The organism is Chryseobacterium sp. S90 (assembly GCF_047444895.1).
In the GTDB taxonomy this organism is placed as follows: Bacteria; Bacteroidota; Bacteroidia; order Flavobacteriales; family Weeksellaceae; genus Chryseobacterium.
The window spans coordinates 294,928-321,405 of the sequence record NZ_JBLGCX010000003.1; the positions used below are offsets into that span (position 1 = coordinate 294,928).

Sequence of the window (26,478 nt, forward strand, 5' to 3'; positions counted from 1 at the left end):
TTAGTTGCTGGTTTCTAGTTTTTAGTTGATTGGGTATATTGGTTATGGCTTGTAATAGTTCTGTGGTTATTAGTCTTTACATTAAACAATCCAAAATAATAACATCAAGAAATAAGTCAAAAAACAAAACAATCCACATCACCCAAACTCCAGATTCTAACACCCCGAAATCCCATACCCTTAAAACTAGCATCCCATAACCCCGCACCTCGTAACTTCCCCATGTAACACCCTCAACCTTTATCCCTACACTTAATCACAAACCAGCAACCAGCAACGGACCAACTATCAACTCACAACCTCACAACCGGAATCCAACAACCAACAACCCTCAATTTTTTCATCCAACAATAAAATCAAACAAAAAAACTGATATATTTGTCTGTAGTAAAATAGAAATTATATGGAAAATGTATTTGATGCAAAAGATGCTCAAAATTATATTGATAGGATAAATAAGTTGGTGGAAGATACGCATGGTTTATGGGGGAAAATGACCGTAGACCAGATGCTTGCACACTGTTGTATCACTTATGAAATGATTTATGAGCCGGAAAAACATAAAAAACCGGGATCTATTGCAAAATTTATATTAAAAACCTTTGTGAAACCTAAAGTAGTAGGAGAGAAAGCATATCCAAGAGATTCTCCTACGGCTCCACAGTTTTTGGTAACTACCAGAAAAAACTTTCACGAAGAAAAAACAAGACTGATTGGTTTTATTCAGAAAACACAGCAATTGGGGGCAGATGCTTTTGATGGAAAAGAATCTTTTTCTTTCGGAAAATTAAAGGCTCAGGAGTGGAATAATATGTTTGCTAAACATCTGAACCACCATCTGTCACAATTTGGCGTTTAAAACTCACTGCATGAAAAAAACTTTATTACTCTTCCTTCTGGCGGCCAATTTTGTATTGGGGCAGATGCCGGATATTTCAAATACATGGCTGAACAACAGTAAACCTTATCTGGGAACTATCGGAAACAAAGGTCAGGAGCTGAAACTGAAGATCAATATTTCTGAACAGAATAAAAAGAATGATCAGGAATATTTTGTTTCAGGATATTCCCTTGTGGATACCAACTACACAAAGTTTGAAGGTAAGATTACCATTTCAAAATATAAAGATTCCAGAAAGCAGGGAACCGTGTTTGGGGAATATGAACTGGCAGAAGAGAATAAAGGAAAACATTCAGGGCTTTTTAAGGGAAGATTTGTCTATAATTTTAAGTGGAATAAGAAAACAGAAAAAATTGAAGGGCAATATATTGAACTGATAGGAGACTGGAAAAGTTATGATGGAACGATAGCGTTTAAAACCCATTTAAAAAACCAATAACCATGCTGAGAAGAATATTAGCCGTGGTGGTGGGACTTATTGTTGGTTCCATTTGTATTACAGTCGTAGAAAAAATAGGCCATTATCTGTATCCTCCTCCCGCAGAAGCTTCCGCCGGAGATATGGAGGCACTGAAAGTGTATATTAATGAAGCTCCTTTTATGGCTTTATTCATTATTATTCTGGCGTATGTCTTGGCAGCAGTTATTTCCGGATTTACAGCCTCAAAAATTTCTAATAACGGAAAACCTGCGGCGGCCATAATCTGTGGAATTATTTTTTTACTGATGACCATTTACATGATGGTGTCTTTACCTACTCCAATCTGGTTCTGGATTTTAGGAATCCTCGTTTGGGGACTGGTTTTCCTAGGACATAAACTCGCTTTAAAAACAAAAAAAATATGAAATTAGGAGCATTTTCAATCAGCTTAAGTGTAAAAGATCTTCAGAAATCCAAGGACTTTTATGAGAAGCTGGGCTTTACAACAATGGCAGGAACTACAGAAAGTAATTATCTGATCATGAAAAACGGTTCTACATTGATAGGGCTTTTTCAGGCTATGTTTGACGGAAATATGCTTACTTTCAATCCGGGATGGGACGAAAATGCACAGAATCTTGACTCTTTTGACGATGTGCGTGAAATTCAGAAAAGATTAAAAGAAAGTGGAATTGAGATCGGAAAAGAAGCTGATGAAACAACTTCAGGACCTGAACATATTTACCTGAAAGATCCCGATGGAAATATGATTCTTATAGATCAGCACAGGTAATTATCTGGAAAACGGTACAAAAACAACTTAAAAAAACTTAACTAATAAAAAACAACTATGGCAACAGTAAACGTTTATTTAACATTCAATGGAAATTGCAAAGAAGCATTTGATTTCTATAAATCTGTTTTCGGAGGAGAGTATCCTTACATTGGAACATTTGGAGAAATGCCTCCAATGGAAGGGAAAGAAACTCCCGAGGAAGACAAAGACAAAATCATGCATGTTTCACTTCCAATCTCTAAAGAAACCATATTGATGGGAAGCGATACAGGAGGAGAATGGTCTTCCAATTTCAAAGCCGGGAACAATTTCTCTATTTCTATCAATGCAGAATCTAAAGAAGAAGCTGATAAATTATTCGGAGGTCTTTCTGCAGGTGGACAGGTAACAATGCCAATGGCAGATACTTTCTGGGGAGCTTATTTCGGAATGTTTAGCGATAAATTCGGAATCAACTGGATGGTAAACTATGATGATCCTGCTAAAATGCAGCAGCATCCATAAAATTAATATTTTGTATTTGAAATATAGTTAGAACTTACCGGCAGTTACATTGCCGGTTTTTTATTTGCTCTATATTTGCATCCCTAAATTTTTTAAATTTGATAAAAAAGTACATCAGAGGTAATAAAATGATGGAAGATTTTTACTTAATCACCTAAAAAACATAAAAAAATGAAATTTACAATTGAAGACATTAAAACCGAGCATCAAAAAGTGAAAAGCGGAGCCGATTTCCCTGCCTATATTCAGGCCGTAAAAAAATTAGGGGTTTCTCATTATATAACCTATGTCTCTGATGGAAATACAGAATATTTTGATCAGGAAAATCAATCTGTGCAGACGGGAAGCAAGTACGACCCACTTACTGTTTCAGAAAACTTAAACCTTGAAAATTTTAAACTGAGGCTCAAGCTTCACCAACAGGGAGAAACAGATTATATGACTTTCTGTAATGACTGTGCAGAAAACGGAATCAAAGGATGGAAAATGGATTTTCATGGAATGACCTGTGCTTATTTTGGCCAAAATGAAGCTGATGTACTGACAGAACAGGTTCCAGGGTAATGTTTTAGAGAAAGCCAGGTGAAAATTATTGTATCCGGTTTTCTTTCAATCATGTTGTAAAATAGTATTTGCTATTATTGATTTAAAATATTAATTTTGTTAAAAACGATAGATAATAGTAATTAGCAGGCATGAGAAAGGTTTTTACGAAGTTGGCATTCACAGTATTAGGTTTGGGCTCCATTTTGACATTTGCTCAAAAAAGTGATCTGGGAGCATGGTATATGTATTTTGGAAATAACAAAATCAGTAAGAAACTGAACTGGCATAATGAGATTCAGTATCGTAATTTTGATGCGGTCGGAGATCTGGAGCAGTTACTGATCCGTACAGGGATTGGATATGATCTTACGGAAAATAATAACAATGTTTTATTGGGATATGGTTTCATTCTGAGCCAGCCTTATGTAAACGGTGAGAAAAAAGAAAATATTGAACACCGAATTTTCCAGCAGTATATTACCAAACAGAAGTTCGGACGTTTTTACCTTCAGCATCGTTACCGTTTGGAAGAACGTTTTCTGGAAGATGATTTCAGGATGAGGTTCCGATACATGTTGGGAGTCAATATTCCGATTACCCAAAAAGAAATGCTGCCGAAAACCCTTTATGCATCAATATACAATGAGATTTTTCTGCACTTCAATAATCCGGTTTTTGACAGAAACAGAGTCTATGGTGCTTTAGGATATGTCATCAATAAAAACATGAGGATTGAAGCAGGTTATATGAATCAGATTCAGGAAAACAGAAATCGTGGCCAGATTCAGATTGGTTTCTATAATAATATTCCATTTACCAAAAACTGATTGTAACCGCTGCTGAATGCTTGATGAAGACCATTATTTGAAAATAAAAAATAATAAACACAAAAAATAAACACCTATGCATTCAGGAAAAAGATTTGGAGCCCGTGAGTTCATTATCTGGACCAGACGGAGTATTTATGCTCTTGTCGTATTATCAGCCATTCCTACTGTTCTGTACTTTTTAGGATGGAAATTCCTTTCCGTTCCGTGGCAGCCAATTGCCATCATGGGAACTGCAGTTGCTTTTATTGTTGGTTTTAAAAACAATGCCAGCTACAGCAGACTCTGGGAAGCAAGACAGATCTATGGAGCTATTATCAATGACAGCCGTAGTTTCGGATATATTCTGAGAGACGCTCTTCTTTCCAAAGATGCAGGTAAAGTAAAAGAAATGTTTCTCCGCCATTATGCATGGCTTACCGCACTGAGATTTCAGCTTCGTGAGCCGAGAGCATGGGAAAACATGGGCACAGACCAGTTTGATGAATATGCTAAAAAGTATGACATTCCGGAGAGGCTTTCCAAACTGGATGAAGAATTGAAAAAATACCTTTCGGAAAGCGAGCTTCAGTATATTTTAAGCAAAAAAAACAGGGCTACACAACTAATGGCAAAGCAGAGTAGAGCGCTGTCTGAAGCCTATGAAAAAGGAGAACTCAACGATTTTCAATGGACACAGATCAATCAGCAATTGGTGAAGTTTACAGATAACCAGGGAAAAGCTGAAAGAATTAAAAACTTTCCGTATCCAAGAAACTTTTCTTCAATCACTACTTATCTTTTGCTGTTGTTCATTGTTTTTGTGCCTTTCGGATTGCTGAAAGAACTTGATAAATTAGGAGACGGAACAATAGTGGAGGGCTGGACATTATGGTTTAATATTCCGTTTTCTTTATTGGTAACGTGGTGTTTTCATACCTTGGATAGTGTTGGAGAAGCTTCCGTAAATCCATTTGAAGGAAGTCCTAACGATGTGCCGATCACCCAGATCAGCCGTACCATAGAAATCGATATGAGAGATATGCTGGATGAGTCTGATCTTCCGCCGGCAATCACACCAAAGAACAACATCGTACTCTAACTGAAAATTAAAAGATTAAGATATTTTCCTGTAAAAAGCAGGAAGTTTATTAATCAAAACAAAAAATAACACTTAAAAAAACAACTTAAAATGATTCACAGCTATGTTATAATATCCATTGCAGTACTGCTGTCTGTGATGATATTGGTAATGATCGGCCAGAAATTAAAAGTCGCTTACCCGATTTTTCTTGTGATTGCAGGATTGCTCATAAGCTTTGTGCCGGGAATGCCGCGTATAGAAATAGAACCTGATCTTGTTTTCCTTATTTTCCTGCCCCCTATTTTGTTTGAAGCAGCCTGGTTTACCTCATGGCAGGACTTTCATAAATGGAGAAAACAAATATTTTCAATGGCTTTCGGATTGGTGTTTTTAACATCCATCGTTGTGGCGTATCTCTCTTCTTCAATTATTCCGGGGCTTACGGTAGCAATGGGGTTCTTGTTGGGAGGTGTAAATTCCCCACCCGATGCGGTAGCGGCTACTTCGGTGCTGAAACATATGAAAATTCCTAAAAAAATAACCAATATTCTGGAAGGAGAGAGCCTTATTAATGATGCATCCAGCTTAATTGTATTTAAATTTGCCCTTGCAGCCGTTATTTCAGGACAGTTTATCTGGAGAGATGCCGTTCAGGATTTTTTTACGATGGCGATCGGAGGAATTGCGGTGGGAGTGGCAACAGGCTTTTTATTTGGGGCTTTACTTAGAATTATTCCTACCAATTCTAATATTGATACTATTATTACCCTTATTGTGCCGTACATTATGTATGTGGGGGCAGAGCATTTCCATTTTTCGGGAGTACTGGCAGTAGTGGCCGGGGGATTATTGATGTCTTATAATTCGCATTGTTATTTGAGTCACACCTCAAGAATACAGTCCGGGAATGTGTGGAGTGTATTGATATTCCTTATGAATACGATCATTTTTATCCTGATTGGCCTTGAACTTCCCATTGTAGTGGAGGGAATGAAAGAATATACCATTTCTGAGGGTATTTTCTACAGTGTGGTGATTGGTGGTGCAATCATCGGAACAAGAATTCTGTACAGTTATGCATTGATGTATTTCCCAAGAGTGTGTTCCAAAGAATTAAGATTAAAAGTTCCGAAACCGGATTGGAGAGAACCATTTATTATCAGTTTTGCAGCGATGAGAGGAGTAGTTTCACTAGCTGCAGCACTATCTATTCCTGCTTTTTTACCAAACGGAGATGCATTTCCGCACAGAAATATTATTTTATTTGTAACTTTCGTTATTATATTGATTACCCTTGTAGGGCAAGGATTATTGTTGAGTCCGATCCTGAAATTATTGAATATTCAGGATGCCGGAAGTGAATTGCCGGAAGAAAAACAGGAAGTGATCCTGATGCGTAAGCTGAAAGAAACAGCATTGCACAAGCTGGATAATGACTTTTCTGAGTTGGCAGTCACAAACAGCTTAGTCCGTCATCAGAAGCATAAACTGGAAAATGAAATGATGCTGATGGCAGATAAAGCCCAATGTATGGCCTCCACAGGAGACTATGTATCCGCAATCAATGAAAATAAAGATGTTTTGCGACAGATCATTCAGGCACAAAGAAATGAACTGCACAGAATGAAAAGAGAAAAGATATTTGACGATCATGTGATGAGGACCATTGAAATGCAGCTGGATTTTGATGAAGCGAAGATCACTGGTTTTTCACATACATAACTCAAAAAAAATTAATCACAAAAGTCACAAAGGGTTTAGATCAGAATAAGTTTAAGTGTACTTTTTCATTATTTGAAATTTAACTTCAAACAACTTCAGGTTAAAACTTTTATGACTTTTGTGGTTAAATAGTATAGACAAAATGTTTAATTTTAGACATATTAAATCTATAATATGAGCACACCCATCACTGTTCAATACAAAATAAATGCTCCGGCTGAAAAAGTCTGGAAAGCATTAACCGATAAAAATGAAATGAAATCCTGGTATTTTGATATCCAGGATTTTGCATTAGAAATAGGAAAAGAATTTAATTTCTTCGAACCCGGAGGTGAAAATAAATACCATCATCAGGGAGAAATTTTAGAAATAATACCTAATCAGAAACTGAAACATACATGGTCATATCCTGATTTTTCAGCATTAAAAACTATTGTGACCTGGGAATTACTTCCGGAGGACGGACAAACTCTAGTAAAACTTACCCATGAAAATATTGAAAATTTCAAAGACTTCGGAGATGGTTTTTCAAGAGATAATTTTACACAAGGCTGGAACACTATTTTGGGACAGAGTTTAAAAGAATATTTAGAAAAGTAGATAATGATTATACTACAGCCCTTTACAATTCACGATGCACCGCTGCTGATTTCAAAGATAGAAGATGAAAGAATGCTTCTTCAGTTTGCCGGGCCCGTATACCGTTTCCCGCTTACAGCAGAACAGCTGGAGACCGATTTGTCCGATAAAAACAGAACCTTGTTTACCATTGCAGATCATACAGGAACAACTATTGGCCACGCTCAGATTTTTTTAAAAGAAAAGACATTTCTGCTGGGCAGAATTCTAATCTGGGATGAAAACAACAGAGGAAAAGGATATGGTAAAAAAGTAATGCAGGAACTTCTTAAATATGGTTTCAGTCATTTTGATAAAGAAACTGCAGAGCTTAATGTTTACGACTGGAATACCGGAGCTATTGAATGTTATCGGAAAGTAGGTTTTGCTTTTGACCCTGAAGTTAGAAGCGAAGCGAAGATTGATACAGAAACCTGGATTTCCCTGAATATGAAAATCCATAAAAATACTTTTGAATTACAGAAATCATGACACAGTTTACTGCACTTCGTCCTGTTCTCTGGACAGAAAATCTTGATGAGACCATAGGATTTTATATGCGTGTTCTCGGTTTTACCCTGATGGGGAGAAATGATGATTGGCAATGGGCTTCCCTTCGTAAAGATGAAATATACATCATGCTTTCTCAGCCAAACCAACATGAAAAAAATACTTCAATCGGTTTTTCCGGCTCATTTTATTTCAATGTAAATAAAGTGGATGAGCTTTGGGAAGAGCTTAAAACAAAGGCAAAAGTCTGCTATGAGATTGAATCTTTTGAGTGGGGAATGAGGGAGTTTGCGATCTATGACAACAATGGTTATATCCTACAATTTGGTGAACCCATAGATAATATTGGCAATACGGAATAAAATTTGCTATTTTTGGGGAAATATTTAGAAATTCAATGAAAAAAAATATAATAGCGGGTTTCGCAGCGATTTTATTACTGGCATCTTGTAACAAGAATAAAGAAATTCTTGATACACTGAATACTTATAATAATTCAATGGAGGCGAAAGGATACCACTTCGGAGATAAGCTTGAGCTTCCGAAAGAGGTAACGGAAAATGCAGAAAGTGTAACCATCAGCTTTGGAGATAAAGAAACAACAGATTTAACGGTTGATCCTAAATTTTTCACATTAGGTGATAATGCTGTTACCTTCAACGTTAAAACAAAAGGAGGAGAAGTATTGAATCAGGATGCAACTATTAATGTATTTGCAAAAAATCCTGAAAAAAATATTCCTTACCAGATTGTAGCAGAATATCCTCACGATCCTAAAAACTTTGTACAAGGTTTCCAGGTGGAAGGAAATACCATTTATGAAAGTGACGGACAGAACGGAGCTTCCCAGATTTTAAAATATACATTAGGAACTACAACGCCCCTTGCTTCTACCAAACAGGCTCAGGAAGACTTTTCTGAAGGAAGTACCATTGTAGGAGATAAAGTATATCAGCTGACATGGCAGAGCAAAAAAGGGTATATCTATGATAAGAGCTCTTTAAAACTACTTTCGGAATTTGCTTATCCAAATGTATTGGGTGAAGGTTGGGGACTGACGTATGACGGAAAAAACCTGATTGCTTCTGACGGAAGTAAACTTTTATATTTCCTTGATGTCAATAACCCTTCAAAACTTATTAAATATATTGCTGTTGCAGGTAGTTCTCAAGCTTACGATCAATTAAACGAGCTGGAATACCACAACGGATTTATCTACGCCAATGTATGGCAGAAACCAATTATTTTAAAAATTAATCCGGCCAACGGTGAAGTCGTAGGAACTTTTGATTTCACAGAAATTGCCAAACAGAACACCAAAGGAAGTGATGACGTATTGAACGGAATTGCTTTCAAAGGCGATAATATGTTGGTAACAGGGAAGAACTGGCCGAAGATTTATGAAGTTCAAATCAAGTAATTTGATTTTATTGATAAAAATGAAAATAGCGCCCCTTTGGGGCGCTATTTTCATTTTTAAGGATTAAATTTTAGTATTTTTGGCAAATGATTGACAACTTTATTAAGCGAAATATCAATGCTGGTTTTTTAGCCGCTCTTTTCCTTGTTTCTTGTAATAGCAACGAAAAAATGCTCGATTCTTTGGCTGACTATAATAACTCAAAAGAAGAGAAAGGTTATCATTTCGGAGATAAAATTAAATTGCCGGAAGACATTACAGAAAATGCAGAAAGTATAGCAGTCAGTTTTAGAGATAAGGAAACAACAGATTTAACAATTGATCCAAAGTTTTTTACTTTGGGAGATAATAAAGTAATTTTTATCATCAAAACAAAAAAAGGTGAAGTGCTTAATCAGGATGCTACCATTAATGTATTCTCAAAAATTCCAGAAAAGAATATTCTTTACAAAATAATAGCCGATTATCCTCATGATCCTAAAAATTTCATCGAAGGTTTTGTAGTGGAAGGAAATACAGTGTATGAAAGTGATGGAATGAAGGGGGAATCACAACTTATAAAGTATACTCTAGGATCATCCGTTCCCAGTATTGTTGCAAAGCAACCTGCTGATATTTTTTCTGAAGGATGCGCAATTATTGGAGATAAAATATATCAGCTGACTTACCAAAATAAAATTGGTTTTGTTTATGATAAAAATACTTTGAAAAAAATATCCGAATTTCCTTTACCCAATATCATCGGAGAAGGGTGGGGGCTGACGTATGACGGGAAAAATCTGATTGCTACAGATGGTTCTAAAAATCTTTATTTTCTGGATATTAATAATCCATCAAAAGTAATTAAAATTGTTTATGTTGCCGGAAATAGTACAATCTATGATCAACTCAATGAGCTTGAATATCACGATGGCTTTATATATGCGAATGTGTGGCACAAACCGGTTGTTTTAAAGATCAATCCGGCTACCGGAGATGTTGTAGGAAATTTTGATTTTACTAAGTTGACCAAAGAAAACGATCAGGGAAACAGTGAAAATGTCCTGAACGGAATTGCTTTTAAAGGCTATAATATGTTGGTGACAGGAAAGAATTGGGAGAAAATTTATGAAGTTGCCTTTAAATAAAAGTAATTTTTATATAGAAAGCAGGTCTTTTTTTAGTAATAATATGGTCTCAATTTTGCTAAATATCAGAAAGGATTCTAGTAGATTTGTCTTCTTTTAGATGAAATTATTTTTCAGTAAATTCACCCCATTAAAAAAACAGAGTGAAGTTTTTAAACATACTATTTTTTTTCCTTTTCTGTACGGCTTCAGCGCAGAATATTCTCCCTTTAGATACTTTAAAATTAAAGGAAGCTAAAGATATGCTTGCCGATGACTACGGAAGTTTGTATATCTATAAAAACAAAGATTTTAGTTTTACCAAATACGATTCTTTAGGAAAGCAGATTGGAAAAATGATGCTTACCGTTCCTTACAAAGTGCAGAATGTACAAAATCCGCTGAATGTGCCTTTATTTTCTGAAAATGCCCAGGAAATGAAATTTGTGGATCAGAATATGAATGAAATTCAAAGGCTTGATTTTAAGCAGAAATTTGGATTCATCAGAATGGCTTATGCCGAAGATCTGCAGCAGCTGTGGCTTTTGGATGACAGTACAAAACGCTTGATACAGTACAATTTCAGGAATGATACTACGATCAATTCCTATCCGTTTGATATCAGTTTTGAAGATCTGATGGATATGCTGGTCTACGAAAATAAAGTCTATATTTTAACAAGAAAACATATCAGGATTTACAGCCTGAAATTTGAAAAACTTTTTGAAGCCCCTTTAGAAAACGGAAAACGCTTTAGAAGAGAAAATGATGCAATTCTGGTTGTGGCCAGTAATTTTATTTCACAATACGTTCCTGAAAAAGGAATGGTGACGGTTTTTGAAGATCCGGACGCACAAATTGTGGATAAAAACATCCTTTCTTATTTTGAAATCAAGGGGAACAAACTCTATCTTTACAGCCTTGAAAAAGTAAAGAAAGCCAAACAGCAAAAACTACTTGACGCTCAGCCGGAATCTCTACAGCAATCTACAGAAAAGCCCGTAGAAAAAACTGAAGAAAAACCCGTTGAGAATAAAGAGGAGAAGCCTTCAGACAATACACTGCAGAAATTGCTTGAAGACACTTCCAAAGTTCAGACTGAGGGAATCGAAAAGCTTATCAATTAATCAGTAAATACAAGGAAAAAGAATATGCATATTGCGGTTACAGGAAACATTGGAGCAGGAAAAACAACTTTGACGACAATGCTTTCCAAGCATTACGGATGGGATGCACAATTTGAAGACGTAGATCATAATCCTTATCTGGAGGATTTTTATTCAGATATGAGCAAGTGGAGTTTCGCACTGCAGGTTTATTTTCTGGGAAGCAGATTCCGTCAGATAAAGGAGATCAGAGAAAGCGGTAAAAATATCATTCAGGATCGTACCATTTATGAAGATGCTCATATTTTTGCAGAAAACTTAAATGATATGAATCTTCTTTCGGACAGGGATTTCAATAATTATTCATCGGTTTTTGATCTGATGAAGTCTTTTGTATCGGCTCCGGACTTACTGATCTACCTGAAATCAGATGTCCCCAATCTGGTTAAAAAAATCTATAAAAGAGGTCGTGAATACGAAGCTTCTATCAGTATTGAATACCTTTCAAAACTGAATCAGAAATATGAAAAATGGATCTCCAACTATACCGAAGGAAAACTTCTGATCGTAGAAGTGGATGATCTTGATTTTGTTGAAAAACCGGAAGATTTCGGGTTTATTCTGGAGAAAATTGAAGCAGAACTTCACGGATTGTTTTAACATACTTTTATTAGAATATTAAGATATATTCAGTGAGATTCTTCCTAAATTTGGTAAAGAGAATTTAATTTTTTTGAATAATTATATCATGGTAGTTAAAGTTTTACATAATGGAAACTGTTCAAAGTCAAATGCCGTACTGGAGTATCTTGACGAGAACGGAGTGCCTTTTGAGATCATTAATATCATTGAAGATCCGCTAAGCATTCTTGAAATCAGAACTGTATTGAAAAAGCTTAACCAAAGTGTTTTTCATATTATCCGTAAAACAGATAAACTGTATATTGAGAATTATGCAGATAAAAATTATTCAGAAGAAGAATGGCTGAAAATTCTTTCTGAAAACCCTTCTCTGATACAAAGGCCAATTCTGGTAAAAGGCTCAGTGGCCATGTTGGGAAGACCAATTGAAAATGTAAAATTCTTTATTGAAAAATAATAAATACATCATAAAAAATCCGTTCTGTAAAAGAGCGGATTTTTTTATTTTATTTCGTTTTCTCAGTTCCGTTGATCGCATTGTATAATGCTTCCAGTTCTTTTGGGGGATGGCCGGCATCAAAACTTGAAGAAGTATATTCTTTCCCATTGGAAGTAATAATAATGGAAGCAGCCATAGCACGGTCGGAATGTCTGCCTGTCGTAGGAGATTGAAGATCTGATATCTTAGATAAATCAAGATTTTCAGCCAGTTTTGAAACTGCTTGCCATTCAGCAGGAGATATCTTAGTATTAACGATATCTTCGTTGTTATTTGTTGTTTTTAATGAAGGTGTAAAAACAATACTTTTACTAAACCCTCTTGTTCTTTCCGCTAACTGGATTTGTTCAATCTTTTGCTGCTGTACTGCAGTGGTGACTGTCGTACTGTTTTCACTGTTGGTTTTGTGAACACAGCTTGTTGCGGATGTGATTAAAAGGATATTAAATAGGATCAATTGGATGTTCATAGTGTTTTTTTATGTTTTTAAATAGTAAAAAACCGCTTCATTACTATGAAACGGTTTCTGCTTTTTTACAATAGAATAACGCCTTCTATTTTTGCTACTTCTTTATAAATATTCACAACCTGATCTGCATCCAAAACAAATGCATTGATATTGCAGGCCGTGTATTTTCCATTTTTACTTTCGCGGTTTCCCAGTGTAAATTTAATGCCGTCAAAAACTCTGTATATTTCAGTAAGCTTTGACTGGTCTGTAGGAATAATAAATTTAAATAAATAATCTTCCGGAAAATCATGATGATCCTCCAGTTTATCCTTTAAAGACTTGTAAAAATCTTCAGGATTTGCGTGTTGATTTCCTTGTAATATATCCATCTGCAATTATTAATATAATATAAATATAACGAAATTTCTCCTATTTTCCAAATGGTCCCAGGAGAGATTTAGAGTTCTGATGCTCATAATCTTCAATGATATTGAATAACCCATTCACCAGTTGTTCAGAGGCCAGCTGACTCAATCCACCTGAATTGACCGTGTTTTTATTTCCTCCTAAAAGACTACCCAAGAAATTGCTTCCTGATAACGCTGTATTGATAGTTTTTACAATTCCATATTCATTCAGTTTCTCATCAACTTTGGGAGCGATTGCTGCAATAAGCTGTTGGGATGTTTTCTCTTTCAGAACCTGTGTTGCAGTGGTTCCCTGCATGATTCTCGTTACATCCTGAGCGTTCAGACTATTAACGGCACCTTCCAGAATAGGTTTTGAAGTATTTACCGTATAAGCTGCAGCCTGTGCAATAAAATCTCTTTCTTTAGCAACCAATGACGGAGATATCTTTTCCAGCGTAGAATTGATGTCTCTCAGCTCTTTTGGAAGTGCTTTGTCTACCATATTATTCTGCAGAAAGGCTTCCTTGTTTCCGTAGATGCCCATTCCTTTATCTATACCATTAAGCAGAATTTTTTTAATAATAGAAAGCCCCAGGTCTGATGTGGCCAATGTTGTACATGATTGCACACTGGTTGTAATAACAGCACCGGTTCCTATAATAAGAGCGGCTGCAATGATATATTTTTTCATTGATTTTTATAATTTATTCCTAAATGCTTTTTTGTCAAAAACTGCACCAAAGGTAATTACTATTCTCTATTTAACAAAATATTAAATTAAGTGCATGATTTGGTGATTTTTTGTATTAAAAATGTTAATTTATAATTAATGAAATGTTAGATAATTGATAATATTTTTAGGTATAAAATTGTAAAATTTAAACATTTATTAATTTTTGCGTAACAAAATACTGTAATTTTTAAATATTTAAGATAGTTTAACATTGTTCAATATTTTTTCTATTTTTGGCTAATGTCTTTTTTTGAGATTTTAAATAACTCCACTATTTAGAGACAGGTACAAATTTGAATTTATTTGAATAAAATTGAAACTATATGAAACAAAGTAATTTAAAGTACTCATGTCTCATTGCTGCTTTGTACTTCGGTATGAACGTCAATGCTCAGACTACTCCAAAAGATACTACTGCCAAAGAGCAGAAGATCGAGGAGGTAGTTTTGATCGGGTATGGGGCTCAGAAAAAAGAAAACGTTACCGGAAGTATCGGAATGGTTTCTGCAAAAGACCTTGCCGATAAACCTAACGCTAACCCGATAAGCTCAATACAAGGTAAATTATCTGGTGTACAGGTTCTGAATTCTGGTACGCCGGGAAGTTCCCCGAGAGTAGATATCAGAGGGGTAGGTTCCTTGACTGGTAAAACAGTATTCATCGTTGATGGAATGATCACTGATGACATCTCTTTCCTTGGTCCTCAGGATATCGAATCTATGAGTGTACTGAAAGACCCTTCCAGTTTAGCAATCTTCGGAGCAAGAGCCGCTAATGGAGCTGTAATTATTAAAACAAAAACAGGGAGAGGGAAACCGATATTCAATTTCAATTCTTACTTAGGAATCAAGAAAGTTACCAATGTTCCTAAAATGACTAATTCTGATCAGTATATTGAGCTTTATAACGAAAAGCTGATGAATGATAACGGGAATCTTAATGGTGCAATTTCCAGAGCTAATTTCCCTGCTGATACAGATTGGTTTAATGAGATTTTCAGAACAAGTATCATTAACTCTAATGATTTCTCTGCTTCAGGAAGCTTAGGAAAGCTTAATTATTATGCAAGCATAGGAAATCTACAGGATGAAGGAAATATTGCTGCGGGACAGGGTATTAATTCAGGTTCAGGATTTAACAGACTTAATACAAAATTAAATCTTAGTTATAAGATTACGGATAACCTTACTATCGGGAATAATTTTACATTCTCTAAAATGCGTACCGATCAGGCAAAAAACCCTTTACTGAACGCTTATAATGCACCTCCTATTTTCTCTGTGATGAATCCGGGGACAGGAGACTACCAGTTCTTTAACGGGTATTCTATTCCAAACCCTCGTGCTGTTTTAGATCTATATCGCTCTCAAAACAGACAGGAGAGGTTATTGAACAATGTATGGGCTGAATATAAATTCTTGCAGGATTTTACTTTAAGAGTAAGCTATACAACGGACAATTATAATACAAATCTTTACGAATATACTCCTACATTTAATTATGTTCCTGTTTCTGATCAGAAGCCTAATAAGCTGATTACAAGAGATTCAAGAAACAGAAATTATATTTGGGACAATACATTAAGCTGGAAAAAATCATTAGGAGATCATAACCTTGAGATTCTTGCCGGTTTTTCCAGAACAAGAAATTCTTATTCCCAAACGTATTTAGAAGCACTTAATGTTAATTATGACGGAACCAATGCGTCGATGAATATTTTTAACGGGACCAATATTATTATGATTGACAAGGACGTAGAAGGCTATGATGTTGTACCTTATCAGGATAGAATTGAGTCTATGTTTGCCAGAGTAAACTATGATTATAAAGGAAAATATCTGATTAACGGATCGGTTCGTAGAGACGGTACTTCAAAATATTCTTCAGGAGACAGACACAGAGTATTTCCAGCGGTGAGTGCCGGATGGGTAATTTCCAAGGAGAACTTTATGAGCAATCAGAATGTATTCAGCCTTTTGAAGTTAAGAGCAAGCTGGGGTAAATTGGGTAATCCCGATGTAACCAGAGCTTATACTTTAAGAACAACAATTCTTAAAGAAGGTGCTTATTATGGAAATTCAGGAGCGCCTGCACAGACCATTGACAGAGTGATTGATCCAAATATTGGCTGGGAAACTACAACGGGTAGAGATATCGGTTTAGAAATGGGATTGTTCAATAACAAATTGAAAATTGATGCAACCTATTTTGATAAAGATACTAAGGATGTAGTATACGGTGTTACACAAGGAACGGTTTCGGGGGCAAGTAACTGGAAAAATTTTATTACCAATGCCTATTCATTTAATAACAGAGGTTTTGAAGTTTCAGTAAATTATGATACGAAAATTTCTGAAAAAGTGAAATTAGGAGTATATGGTAACCTTACTACTCTTAAAAATAAAATTACATCTGTATACCAAGGTTCATACCTTGAAACAGGAGCAAGTTTATTTGGAAACTCTATTGTAAGACTACAAAACGGACAGTCTGTAGGATCATATTATGGATATGAAGTAACAGGGGTATTCCAGACTGATGCAGAAGCTGCTGCTTCCGGTCAAACCGGAGCAAAAGCGGGATGGTTAAAATTTGCTGATATAGACGGAAACGGAGTAATTGACACCAGGGATAAAACATTCTTAGGAAGCCCGATTCCAAAAGGAACTTATGGATTCGGAGTTAATTTAAGTGTTCATGATTTTGATATTGCTGTAGACTTCCAAGGGGTATTCGGTAACAAAATTTATAACTATAACCGTGAACAGCGTTATGGAAATGAAAACTGGGATCTTGATTTCTACAACAACAGATGGCATGGTGCAGGAACTTCCAATGCATATCCAATGACTACCAATAACCAATCGGTTATTCTTCCAAGCAGTTTCTTTGTGGAAGATGGAAGCTATTTCAGAATCAGAAATATTACAGTAGGATATAACCTGCCTAAAGACTTTGCAAAATCTTTATTGCTTACTAAATTTAGATTGTATTTAAGCGCTCAGAACCCTTGGACAAGCTTTAAATATAATGGATTCTCTCCAGAGATTGTGAATACGGACAGAGTGCAAATGGGGGTTGATAATAATATTTATCCAATTTCAGCCATTTATACAATCGGTATGAACTTAACATTTTAATTAGAAGAACATGAAAAAAATATTTTTATCAATCGCTTTATTTTCACTTGTAATAAGTTGTAAAGACGATTATCTGGATATAAAACAGGAAGGAGTAACAGAAGCAGATTCCTTTTTCAAAACTCAGGATGATGCTATGCAGGCTACAAATGCAATTTATGTGTTTTTAAGAAGCTGGGAAAATTCTGCATTTCCTTATCAGTTTGTATTTGGTGTACCGGCAGATGATGTGGTAAAAGGATCTAATCCTGGAGACGCTTCTTTTATTAATGCGTATGACCAATTTACTTATACCGTAAGTGATGATGGAGTTAGAGGATATTGGATCGGACAATGGCAGGCGGTGAACAGATGTAATCAGGTGATTACAAATGTTCCTAAAATTGATATGGATGCCACTTTAAAAACAAGATTGATTGCAGAAGCAAAAATGCTGAGAGCTTATTTTTATTTTAACTTACTGAGAATCTACGGTGGTGTTCCAATCTTTGACGGAATTCCTTCTACTTATACCGTTCCTAGAAACTCTGCGGAAGAAGTGTATAACTTTATTATTTCGGATCTTACCAGTGCAGCAGAGATTCTTCCTCAGACTTATGCTGCTGCTGATCTTGGAAGAGTTACCAAGGGAGCTGCCTTAGGATTGCTTTCGAAGGTTTATCTTTATAAAAAAGACTGGCAAAAGGCTTATGATACTTCTAATCAGGTGATGTCTATGGGATATGATTTAGATCCTGACTTCAATCACTTATTCAGAATTGCAGGAGAGTTTGGAAAAGAATCTGTATTTGAAGTGAACTGTGATTGTTCCACTCAGTTCGGAGGAAGCCAATATGCAGAAGTGCAGGGCGTAAGAAACCAATTTGGATGGGGATTCTTTACACCTTCCCAAGCATTGGAAAATGCATTTGAGTCTGGTGATATAAGAAAAGAGCTTACTATTCTTAGAAATGGAGAAACTACTCCGGAAGGAGATCTTATTGCAATGGGGGATCCAAACTCTGTAACAACTTTTAATCAAAAAGTATATGTTCCTAAAGCTCTGAATAACAGTGCTTGTGCTTACGGATCAAAACAGAATATCAGAATTTTAAGATTTGCGGAAATCCTTCTAATTAATGCAGAGGCAGCTAACGAGTTGGGTAATACTGCTACAGCAATTGCTAATCTCAACAAAGTAAGAACCAGAGCTCAGTTGGGAGGTACAACAGCATCAACACAAGCCGCTCTAAGAACTGCAATCTGGCATGAAAGACGAGTGGAACTTGCTATGGAAGGTGACCGTTTCGTAGACCTTGTAAGAACGGGGCAGGCAGCTACTGTACTTTCTTCTTATGGATTCAAAGCAGGGAAAAATGAATTATTCCCGATTCCACTGGATGCAATGAATGCAAGTTTAGGATTGTTTACACAGAACCCTGGCTATTAAAATAAACCATAAACATTAGAGGAGAATGAAAGTTCTCCTCTTCTTTTAGTTAGAAACCCTATAAAAAGAGATCTCATGAAAAGGAACGTATTATCATTGGCTATCACCTCTTTATTTTTTGTGTATTCCTGTAAAAATTCTCCTGTGGCAAAACAGGAAGTTGGAAAAATCGAAGCTGTAAAAAGTACTATTACTGATGAACAGCTGATGGATAGAGTACAGAAAGATGCCCTGAAGTATTTCTGGGATTATGCAGAACCTAATTCAATGTTAGGAAGAGAGCGTTATCACGAAGATAATATTTATCCGGATAATGATAAACATGTTATCACTACAGGAGGTTCAGGTTTTGGGCTGGCAACTATTCTTGTGGGTACAGAAAGAGGATTTGTTCCGAGAAAAGAAGCCGTAAAAAGACTTACTCATATTATGGATTTCCTGGTTAAGGCAGATCGCCATAAAGGTGCCTGGTCACACTGGATCAATGGAGAAACCGGAAAGACTGTTCCTTTTGGCAAAAAAGATAATGGCGGGGATCTTGTGGAAACTGCATTCCTTACTTCGGGAATACTGATGGTCCGTGAATACTTTAAAAACGGAAACGAAGAAGAAAAAGCCCTTGCCGCAAAATGTGATGAGCTATGGAAAGGAATTCAGTGGAACTGGTATACAAAAGGAGGCGAGAAAGTTCTCTATTGGCACTGGTCACCGGAATACCAATGGGAAATGAACTTTCCTCTGGAAGGATATAATGAATGTCTTATTACCTATATTCTGGCTGCATCTTCACCTACCTATTCCATTGATGCTGAAACTTATTATAAAGGCTGGACGAGAAACGGAACTTACCTTACAGACAAAACAAAATATGGATTACCTCTGTATGTAAAACATAATTACGCTGAAGAATACGGCGGACCGCTTTTCTGGTCACAATATTCATACATCGGACTAGACCCTACAGGATTGTCTGATAAGCTTGTCAAAAACTATTTTGATATCAATAAAAATCAAACCCTTATCGACTACAAATATTGTGTTGAAAACCCAAAACAATGGAAAGGTTACGGACCCAACTATTGGGGATTGACAGCCGGTTATACCAGAAATGAGGACGGAAGCACAGGATATACGGCTCACATGCCTACGAATGATAACGGAGTGATAACTCCTACAGCTGCATTGAGCAGTTTCCCTTATACCCCGAAAGAATCAATGGCTTTCCTGAGATTTATTTATACTCAAAAACCTGAATTTATAGGATCCGCAGGCCCTTATGATGCTACCTCTATCAATTATAACAATTGGTTTACCCCAAGATATCTGGCGATAGATCAGGGAACAATAGCACCAATGATCGAAAACTACAGATCAGGATTCCTTTGGAAATTGTTTATGAATGCTCCTGAAATTCAACAGGGATTAAAAAAATTAAGCTTCCAGTCAGCCAAATATGGGATAAAGTAAATTCAATAGAATCGGGCTTTAGCCCGTTTAAAAATAAAAAGATTCAAATCCATGGCTTTAGCCAAAACCTAATAATATGAAATTAAAACTGAAACATCTCCCACTTTTACTGCTCCCACTTTCATTACAGGTGAATGCACAGGAGATAAAAGCAGAACTCAATAAAGAAATTAAAAGACAGGAAAAAATATCCTATATTCTGGATTATCCTCATAATACAAAAGGAAATGTACCATTAATAGTCTTTCTTCACGGTTCAGGAGAACGCGGAACTAATCTTGATTTAGTCAAAGCTCACAGTCCATTTACCTACAAAAACCTGATCAAAGAACCGGTAGCTATTCTCGCGCCTCAATGTCCGGAAGGAACATGGTGGGACACGGTTACCGTGTATAATCTGATCAAAGAAATTCAGAAGAAATATAAAATTGATGCTTCCCGTATTTATCTTACCGGACTTTCTATGGGAGGATGGGGAACATTAAAACTGGCAATGGAGCATCCTGAAATGTTTGCAGCAGTAGCTTCAGTTTGTGCTCCTACAGACCAGGTAATGACCGCTAATATTCATAAATTTAAGGATTTGAATATGAAAATATTTCATGGTGGAATGGACGATATTGTATTACCTACTAATGCATTTAATTTTTATCAAAAGCTGCATCCGGTAAATCCGACCGCAGAATTGGTTATTTTCCCGAATGACAATCACAATTCTTGGGATTCGGCCTATTCAAACCCACAGCTCTATGAATGGATGCTGTCTAAAAAGAAAGAAAAATAATCTGACACGCAATGATCGAAAGAAACCCATCGAATTAAAGCAAAAAAATATAAACAATAATTTAAGAAGATAGATTTATGAAAAAGTTAATTGTAATCGCCACCCTAGCATTGGCACCTGTATTTTCCGCGCAGGAAATGGTAACGAAGCCCGTTCAGTCTTATCAGACGGCTCAATATCAGGCTAAAAAGAAAGCTTTTGTAGACAATCTTTTATCTAAAATGACATTAGACGAAAAAATTGGTCAGATGAACCTGCCGACTTCCGGAGATTTTACTACAGGACAGGCACAAAGTTCTGATATCGGAAAGAAAGTAGAGCAGGGACTGGTAGGAGGTCTATTTAATATAAAAGGAGCAGATAAAATAAAAGCTGTTCAGAAAGTAGCTGTAGAAAAAAGCCGTCTGAAAATTCCTATGATTTTCGGAATGGATGTTATTCACGGTTATGAAACGACTTTCCCTATTCCTTTAGGATTAGCTGCTTCATGGGATATGAATCTTGTACAACAGTCTGCCAAAGTAGCCGCCAAAGAAGCTGCTTCAGACGGAATCAACTGGACTTTCTCTCCAATGGTAGATATTTCCCGTGAACCAAGATGGGGTAGAGTATCGGAAGGTTCCGGTGAAGATCCGTATTTAGGAAGTGAAATTTCTAAAAATATGGTATACGGTTACCAGGGGAAAGACCTTGCCAATGGAACCAATATCTTAGCATGTGTAAAACACTTTGCATTATATGGAGCAGGAGAATCCGGAAGAGATTATAATACAGTTGATATGAGCCATGTAAGAATGTTCAACGAATATTTTCCTCCTTACAAAGCTGCAGTAGACGCAGGAGTAGCTTCTGTTATGGCTTCTTTCAATGAGGTGGATGGCGTTCCTGCAACAGGAAACAGATGGCTTCAGACTGAAGTGTTAAGAAATCTATGGAAGTTTAAAGGCTTTGTAGTAACAGACTATACCGGTATCAATGAAATGGTAGATCATGGTATGGGAGATCTTCAGCAGGTTTCCGCTTTAGCTTTAAAAGCAGGCGTTGACATGGATATGGTTGGAGAAGGTTTTTTAACAACATTAAAAAAATCTCTGGCAGAAGGAAAAGTTACACAGGCTGAAATTGATATGGCGGCAAGAAGAATTCTTGAAGCAAAATATGACCTTGGTTTATTTGATAATCCATACAAACATGGAGATGCCAAATTAGCAGCAAAAGAAGTTTATAATATGGAAAACCGTAATATAGCAAGAAGTGCTGCTGCCCAATCAATGGTGTTATTGAAAAATGAAAATCAGGTATTACCTTTAAAAAAATCAGGAACGGTAGCGGTAATCGGGCCATTGGTTAATAATTCTATGAATATGGCCGGAACCTGGAGTGTTGCTACAAAACATGCTTCTTCAGTTTCTTTAATGCAGGGATTACAATCAAACTACGGAAAAGAAGTTAAGTTTTTATCGGCAAAAGGAGCAAACATAGATTATGATGCTAAATTAGAAGAAATCTATGCAGCTCACGGGAAGAAAACAGACAGAGACAACCGTTCCAAAGAAGAACTTTTAAAAGAAGCTGTGGACGTTGCGAGCAAAGCTGACGTTATTGTTCTGGCAATTGGAGAATCTGCAGAAATGAGCGGAGAATCTTCTTCAAGAACAGAAATTACCATTCCTCAGTCTCAGGTTGATTTATTAAATGAACTAAAGAAAACCGGAAAACCTATTGCAATGGTTCTTTTCACAGGTCGTCCATTAGCTTTAACTAATGTAAAAGATACTCCGGATTCTATTTTGAATGCATGGTTTGCAGGATCTGAAGCAGGAAATGCAATTGCAGATGTTCTGTTCGGAAAAGTAAATCCATCAGGAAAACTTCCGATGACCTTCCCAAGAAGTCTTGGTCAGGTTCCCATTTATTATAACGCTAAAAATACGGGCCGCCCATTGAGCCAGGATAAAGTAGATAAATGTACTTACGAAAGATTCCGTTCCAACTATATGGATGAGTGTAATACACCGTTGTATTCTTTTGGTTATGGATTAAGTTATACAAAGTTCAATTACTCTGATATTACAGTATCCAATACCAATCCGAAAGGAGATCAGGCGATTCAGGCATCCGTTACAGTAACCAATAATGGAAATTATGATGGTGCTGAGGTGGTTCAGCTATATATTAGAGATATGGTAGGAAGTATTACAAGACCTGTAAAAGAATTGAAAGGCTTCCAGAAAGTATTTTTGAAAAAAGGAGAATCCAGAAAAGTAACTTTTGATATCACTCCTGAAAATTTGAAGTTCTACAACGGAGACTTGAAATATGACTGGGAATCAGGCGAGTTTGATATTATGATCGGAACCAGCTCTGCTGAGGTGAAACACTCAAAAATCAATTGGACGAAATAATAAAGGAAAAAGTTTTCACAGAAATGTGTATTATGTCTTTTTTGGCATGATTTTTAATAATACCTCGATAATTACTATTATATGCAAATCGACATGAAAAAAACAATTTTATTAAGTACAATGTTTCTGGGCTCTTTAGCACTCGCGCAAACAACTCAAATAAAAGGTGGTGACAGGGATGCACACGGTTGTATTGGTTCGGCAGGGTATACTTACTCTCAAATCAAGAAAGACTGTGTAAGAACTTTTGAACAGAAAATTAAACTGACTGAGGTAGCCCCAAAAGAAAGTTATACTTCAATAGCTGCCGTTATTTTCAGTAAAGACATGAAAAAAGCTGAGGTTTTCATTAAAGATGCTGATACAGGAAGTATTATTCTTACCAGAGCAGGCGGTAAAGCCAAAGCATGGAAAAAGGATGGATATGTATTGGTTCCTTACAAAAAAAGCGGATATCAGCTTAAAAAGGATAATATTGTAATCTATCAATAAGATCAGATTTCAAAAAATGAAAAACCACTCGGAAGAGTGGTTTTTTTTGTACCTTAGAGGAATGAACTAATACCCTGTTTCGGGATTTAGTTCTACCAGCCAGAAAACAAAAATTTTACATATGAAAAAAACAATTTTATTCAGCGCAATGTTCCTTGGATCCTTAATTTTTGCACAAAAACAAGCTCCTGTTTTAGGAGGTGACAGAGATGTTCACGGTTGTATTGGTTCTGCAGGATACACCTATTCACAATTAAAAAATAATTGTATACAAACTTTCAATCAAAAAATAAAGCTGAAAGAAGTAAACTCAGATAAAAGTTATACCTCAATGACAGCAATAATTTTTACTAAAGACATGAAAAAAGCTGAGGTTTTTATTCCGGATGGAGCTGCGAAAAGCATTATCCTGAATAAAGAGGGAAAAGGGAAGATCTGGAAAAGCGGAACTTATATTAAAGACAGCTATGTTTTGACTCCTTATAAAAAAAGCTACCAGATTAAGAAAAATGATGAAATAATCTATCAGTAAAATAAAATTCACCAAAAATAAGAAGCCACCCGGAAGGGTGGTTTTTTCGTATAATATCAATTGATACGTTTGAAGTAGAGTTATTTTATTTTCAAAATTTAATTTTTCTGATAAATATATTTTTAACGCGACACGTATTGTCGTTGTGTGTAGATAATTTTGCATCTAATAAGACAAATATTAATATAAATAAAAGAGGATTTAATAATAAATAGTATGATTTACAGCATACCACACTAAAGTTATTTTAGTGTCTTAAAAAGTGTTAAATTTGCGAAGTTTTAACAAACTAATTACTAACTCAAAAAACAGCAAAGTGTGAGAAAACTTTATCTCAGTGCATTTTCTTTATGCACAATTTTGGGCGTATCTGCTCAGGAAGTGGTGTGGCAGAAAGATATCAAATCCTCTACCCAGGATTTTCTTAGCCAGGTTACCACAACAATCGATCAGCAGTATCTTATCACGGGAAGTTCTATACAGTCGGGAAGTGGTAAGCTGGAGGCTGGAAATAAACAAAACAACGGCTATGATTTTCACCTTGTAAAATTGAATCAGCAGGGTGAAGAAGTCTGGGAGAAATATTTCTCAGGACAAAACCATGATTACTTATCAACTACTGTAACCACACAAGATGGAGGTTTTCTATTGGCCGGGACTTCCTATTCTGGAAAAGGACTGGATAAAAAAGAGGATTCTAAAGGAGGATCAGATATCTGGCTGATCAGAATCAATGAATTTGGAGATGAATTATGGCAGAAAACCTTAGGAGGTTCTTCTGATGAAGAAGCAAAATCAGTGATCCAGACTACTGATTTAGGATTTTTTGTTGCCGGAAATGTACAGAATGCTGCAAAGGGTTATGGCTCAAAAGATGTCTGGATTACCAGAATCGATAAAAACGGAAAAGAACTCTCACAGTTAATTTTAGGCGGAAAAGGTCTTGATGAAGTTGAAAAAATGATTCCAACAAAAGATGGTGGAGCGTTATTGGGAATTTATTCAAGGAGTTCCGAGGTTCGTGTTTCTGGATCTGAAAAGGAGTCCGGGATGCAAGATGCGGGTTCCGTGTCAAACGGTCAAAATTCGAATCCCGTATCCCGAAATTCGAAACAAACTGAAAACTTTGGTGAAGGCGACTACTGGATCGTCAAGTTAGACAAAAACGGAAAAGTAGAATGGGAAAAGAACTTTGGAGGGAAGGGAGATGATCATATCAGAACACTGGCTTTAACTTCAAATGGATTCATCGTTGGAGGAGAATCAAGATCAGAAAGATCAGGAAACAAAACGGTTGGAATTGAAGAAGGAACAGATCTTTGGCTGATTTCTTTGAATGAAAGAGGTGATGAGCAGTGGCAGAAATCCTACAATTTCAAAAACAGAGATATCCTGATGGGAATGAGTGTCCTTCATTCAGCAGATGACAAATCTTCCAAAGGAATTTTATTAGGAGGCTATACTCAGGCAGAAGGAAGAATACAAACCGACGATGAAACCTTCTGGATGCTTTACCTTGACCAGAACGGAAATGAGCAGTGGAGAAAACATGTGAAAGGAGAATCCAGACAAAAAGAAGAAAGACTTTCAGATTTAAAGCTGAACAGAGACGGTTCTATTGTTCTGGCAGGAACAAGTGCAGAAGAATTAGGCAAAGAAAATTGGAAGATTGTAAAGCTGGGAGACAAGCAGGTTGATCAGTTGATTGAAAAATATGCCATCAAAATCTATCCAAATCCTGTATCAGATTATGCTTATGTAGAAATCGGCTTTGATTTCAAAGAAGCTGATATTCTGCTATATGATATAAGTGGAAGACAGCTTCAGAGTATTAAAACAAAAAATAGAGTGACTAAGATTATTACTCAGGCACTCATTCAGGGAGCTTATCTAATCACCATAAAAACCGATACTAACAAAACAGCGAATGCTAAATTAATTAAGAAATAAACAC

Annotated in this window: 28 protein-coding genes; 25 read left to right on the forward strand and 3 right to left on the reverse strand. The window is 36.1% G+C overall.

All coding sequences use genetic code 11. From position 1 onward, the window contains the following. Positions 1-403 precede the first annotated feature (403 nt). From ACLMCG_RS11195 to ACLMCG_RS11275, 17 genes are all read left to right on the forward strand, one after another. Complete coding sequence (locus tag ACLMCG_RS11195) at positions 404-859, forward strand: DUF1569 domain-containing protein (RefSeq protein WP_149832696.1); 456 nt, start codon at positions 404-406, stop codon at positions 857-859. Between the two features lie 10 nt (positions 860-869). Then, complete coding sequence (locus tag ACLMCG_RS11200; RefSeq protein WP_223599672.1) at positions 870-1,340, forward strand: hypothetical protein; 471 nt, start codon at positions 870-872, stop codon at positions 1,338-1,340. A 2-nt stretch (positions 1,341-1,342) separates the two neighbouring features. Beyond that, positions 1,343-1,747: a hypothetical protein gene (locus tag ACLMCG_RS11205; protein ID WP_413959603.1), complete on the forward strand. Its 405-nt coding sequence runs from the start codon at positions 1,343-1,345 to the stop codon at positions 1,745-1,747. Then, a complete protein-coding gene (locus tag ACLMCG_RS11210) occupies positions 1,744-2,115 on the forward strand; it encodes a VOC family protein (RefSeq protein ID WP_223599674.1) in 372 nt (123 codons plus the stop codon). The genes ACLMCG_RS11205 and ACLMCG_RS11210 overlap by 4 nt, the downstream gene beginning before the upstream one ends. A gap of 57 nt (positions 2,116-2,172) precedes the next feature. After that, on the forward strand, positions 2,173-2,622 hold the full coding sequence (locus tag ACLMCG_RS11215) for a VOC family protein (protein WP_309874834.1): 450 nt from the start codon (positions 2,173-2,175) through the stop codon (positions 2,620-2,622). 171 nt (positions 2,623-2,793) lie between these two features. After that, on the forward strand, positions 2,794-3,186 hold the full coding sequence (locus ACLMCG_RS11220; RefSeq protein WP_413959604.1) for a DUF1398 domain-containing protein: 393 nt from the start codon (positions 2,794-2,796) through the stop codon (positions 3,184-3,186). A gap of 131 nt (positions 3,187-3,317) precedes the next feature. Further along, a complete protein-coding gene (locus ACLMCG_RS11225; RefSeq protein WP_413959605.1) occupies positions 3,318-3,995 on the forward strand; it encodes a DUF2490 domain-containing protein in 678 nt (225 codons plus the stop codon). Positions 3,996-4,071: 76 nt separating this feature from the next. Then, positions 4,072-5,076, forward strand: a complete 1,005-nt coding sequence (locus tag ACLMCG_RS11230) for a bestrophin family protein (RefSeq protein WP_413959606.1) — start codon at positions 4,072-4,074, stop codon at positions 5,074-5,076. A gap of 90 nt (positions 5,077-5,166) precedes the next feature. Next, positions 5,167-6,780 (forward strand): Na+/H+ antiporter, encoded by a 1,614-nt coding sequence (locus tag ACLMCG_RS11235; RefSeq protein WP_413959607.1) that lies wholly within the window; start codon positions 5,167-5,169, stop codon positions 6,778-6,780. 174 nt (positions 6,781-6,954) lie between these two features. After that, positions 6,955-7,380, forward strand: coding sequence for an SRPBCC family protein (locus tag ACLMCG_RS11240; protein ID WP_413959608.1), 426 nt, complete (start codon positions 6,955-6,957; stop codon positions 7,378-7,380). Positions 7,381-7,383: 3 nt separating this feature from the next. After that, positions 7,384-7,890 (forward strand): GNAT family N-acetyltransferase, encoded by a 507-nt coding sequence (locus tag ACLMCG_RS11245; RefSeq protein ID WP_413959609.1) that lies wholly within the window; start codon positions 7,384-7,386, stop codon positions 7,888-7,890. Further along, entirely contained in the window at positions 7,887-8,270 is a 384-nt protein-coding gene (locus tag ACLMCG_RS11250) for a VOC family protein (protein WP_413959610.1), read from the forward strand. The genes ACLMCG_RS11245 and ACLMCG_RS11250 overlap by 4 nt, the downstream gene beginning before the upstream one ends. A gap of 35 nt (positions 8,271-8,305) precedes the next feature. Further along, entirely contained in the window at positions 8,306-9,328 is a 1,023-nt protein-coding gene (locus ACLMCG_RS11255; RefSeq protein WP_413959611.1) for a glutaminyl-peptide cyclotransferase, read from the forward strand. Between the two features lie 101 nt (positions 9,329-9,429). Then, positions 9,430-10,455: a glutaminyl-peptide cyclotransferase gene (locus ACLMCG_RS11260; RefSeq protein ID WP_413959727.1), complete on the forward strand. Its 1,026-nt coding sequence runs from the start codon at positions 9,430-9,432 to the stop codon at positions 10,453-10,455. A 143-nt stretch (positions 10,456-10,598) separates the two neighbouring features. Next, a complete protein-coding gene (locus ACLMCG_RS11265) occupies positions 10,599-11,561 on the forward strand; it encodes a hypothetical protein (RefSeq protein ID WP_413959612.1) in 963 nt (320 codons plus the stop codon). A 24-nt stretch (positions 11,562-11,585) separates the two neighbouring features. After that, positions 11,586-12,200, forward strand: a complete 615-nt coding sequence (locus tag ACLMCG_RS11270) for a deoxynucleoside kinase (protein ID WP_413959613.1) — start codon at positions 11,586-11,588, stop codon at positions 12,198-12,200. Between the two features lie 88 nt (positions 12,201-12,288). After that, the gene (locus ACLMCG_RS11275) at positions 12,289-12,639 is read left to right on the forward strand and encodes an ArsC/Spx/MgsR family protein (RefSeq protein WP_047378056.1); all 351 of its coding nucleotides are present in this window, start codon (positions 12,289-12,291) and stop codon (positions 12,637-12,639) included. Positions 12,640-12,688: 49 nt separating this feature from the next. Here the strand turns inward: ACLMCG_RS11275 and ACLMCG_RS11280 are convergent, their stop codons facing one another. From ACLMCG_RS11280 to ACLMCG_RS11290, 3 genes are all read right to left on the reverse strand, one after another. After that, positions 12,689-13,150, reverse strand: a complete 462-nt coding sequence (locus tag ACLMCG_RS11280) for a hypothetical protein (protein WP_413959614.1) — start codon at positions 13,148-13,150, stop codon at positions 12,689-12,691. A 65-nt stretch (positions 13,151-13,215) separates the two neighbouring features. Beyond that, a complete protein-coding gene (locus ACLMCG_RS11285) occupies positions 13,216-13,521 on the reverse strand; it encodes a DUF493 family protein (RefSeq protein ID WP_047421595.1) in 306 nt (101 codons plus the stop codon). A gap of 40 nt (positions 13,522-13,561) precedes the next feature. Continuing rightward, positions 13,562-14,233 (reverse strand): DUF4197 family protein, encoded by a 672-nt coding sequence (locus ACLMCG_RS11290; protein WP_223599688.1) that lies wholly within the window; start codon positions 14,231-14,233, stop codon positions 13,562-13,564. Between the two features lie 365 nt (positions 14,234-14,598). Here ACLMCG_RS11290 and ACLMCG_RS11295 point away from each other — a divergent pair, with 365 nt between their 5' ends. From ACLMCG_RS11295 to ACLMCG_RS11330, 8 genes are all read left to right on the forward strand, one after another. Then, the gene (locus ACLMCG_RS11295) at positions 14,599-17,415 is read left to right on the forward strand and encodes a SusC/RagA family TonB-linked outer membrane protein (RefSeq protein ID WP_413959615.1); all 2,817 of its coding nucleotides are present in this window, start codon (positions 14,599-14,601) and stop codon (positions 17,413-17,415) included. Positions 17,416-17,425: 10 nt separating this feature from the next. Further along, positions 17,426-18,844 (forward strand): RagB/SusD family nutrient uptake outer membrane protein, encoded by a 1,419-nt coding sequence (locus ACLMCG_RS11300; RefSeq protein ID WP_142719823.1) that lies wholly within the window; start codon positions 17,426-17,428, stop codon positions 18,842-18,844. A 75-nt stretch (positions 18,845-18,919) separates the two neighbouring features. Then, positions 18,920-20,311, forward strand: a complete 1,392-nt coding sequence (locus ACLMCG_RS11305) for a glucoamylase family protein (protein ID WP_413959616.1) — start codon at positions 18,920-18,922, stop codon at positions 20,309-20,311. Positions 20,312-20,387: 76 nt separating this feature from the next. After that, positions 20,388-21,095, forward strand: a complete 708-nt coding sequence (locus tag ACLMCG_RS11310) for a prolyl oligopeptidase family serine peptidase (RefSeq protein ID WP_413959617.1) — start codon at positions 20,388-20,390, stop codon at positions 21,093-21,095. 77 nt (positions 21,096-21,172) lie between these two features. Beyond that, complete coding sequence (gene bglX, locus ACLMCG_RS11315) at positions 21,173-23,500, forward strand: beta-glucosidase BglX (protein ID WP_413959618.1); 2,328 nt, start codon at positions 21,173-21,175, stop codon at positions 23,498-23,500. A 93-nt stretch (positions 23,501-23,593) separates the two neighbouring features. After that, positions 23,594-23,992, forward strand: coding sequence for a hypothetical protein (locus ACLMCG_RS11320; protein ID WP_413959619.1), 399 nt, complete (start codon positions 23,594-23,596; stop codon positions 23,990-23,992). Between the two features lie 121 nt (positions 23,993-24,113). Further along, the gene (locus ACLMCG_RS11325) at positions 24,114-24,524 is read left to right on the forward strand and encodes a hypothetical protein (protein WP_413959620.1); all 411 of its coding nucleotides are present in this window, start codon (positions 24,114-24,116) and stop codon (positions 24,522-24,524) included. A 318-nt stretch (positions 24,525-24,842) separates the two neighbouring features. Continuing rightward, entirely contained in the window at positions 24,843-26,474 is a 1,632-nt protein-coding gene (locus tag ACLMCG_RS11330; RefSeq protein ID WP_413959621.1) for a T9SS type A sorting domain-containing protein, read from the forward strand. Positions 26,475-26,478 lie beyond the last annotated feature (4 nt).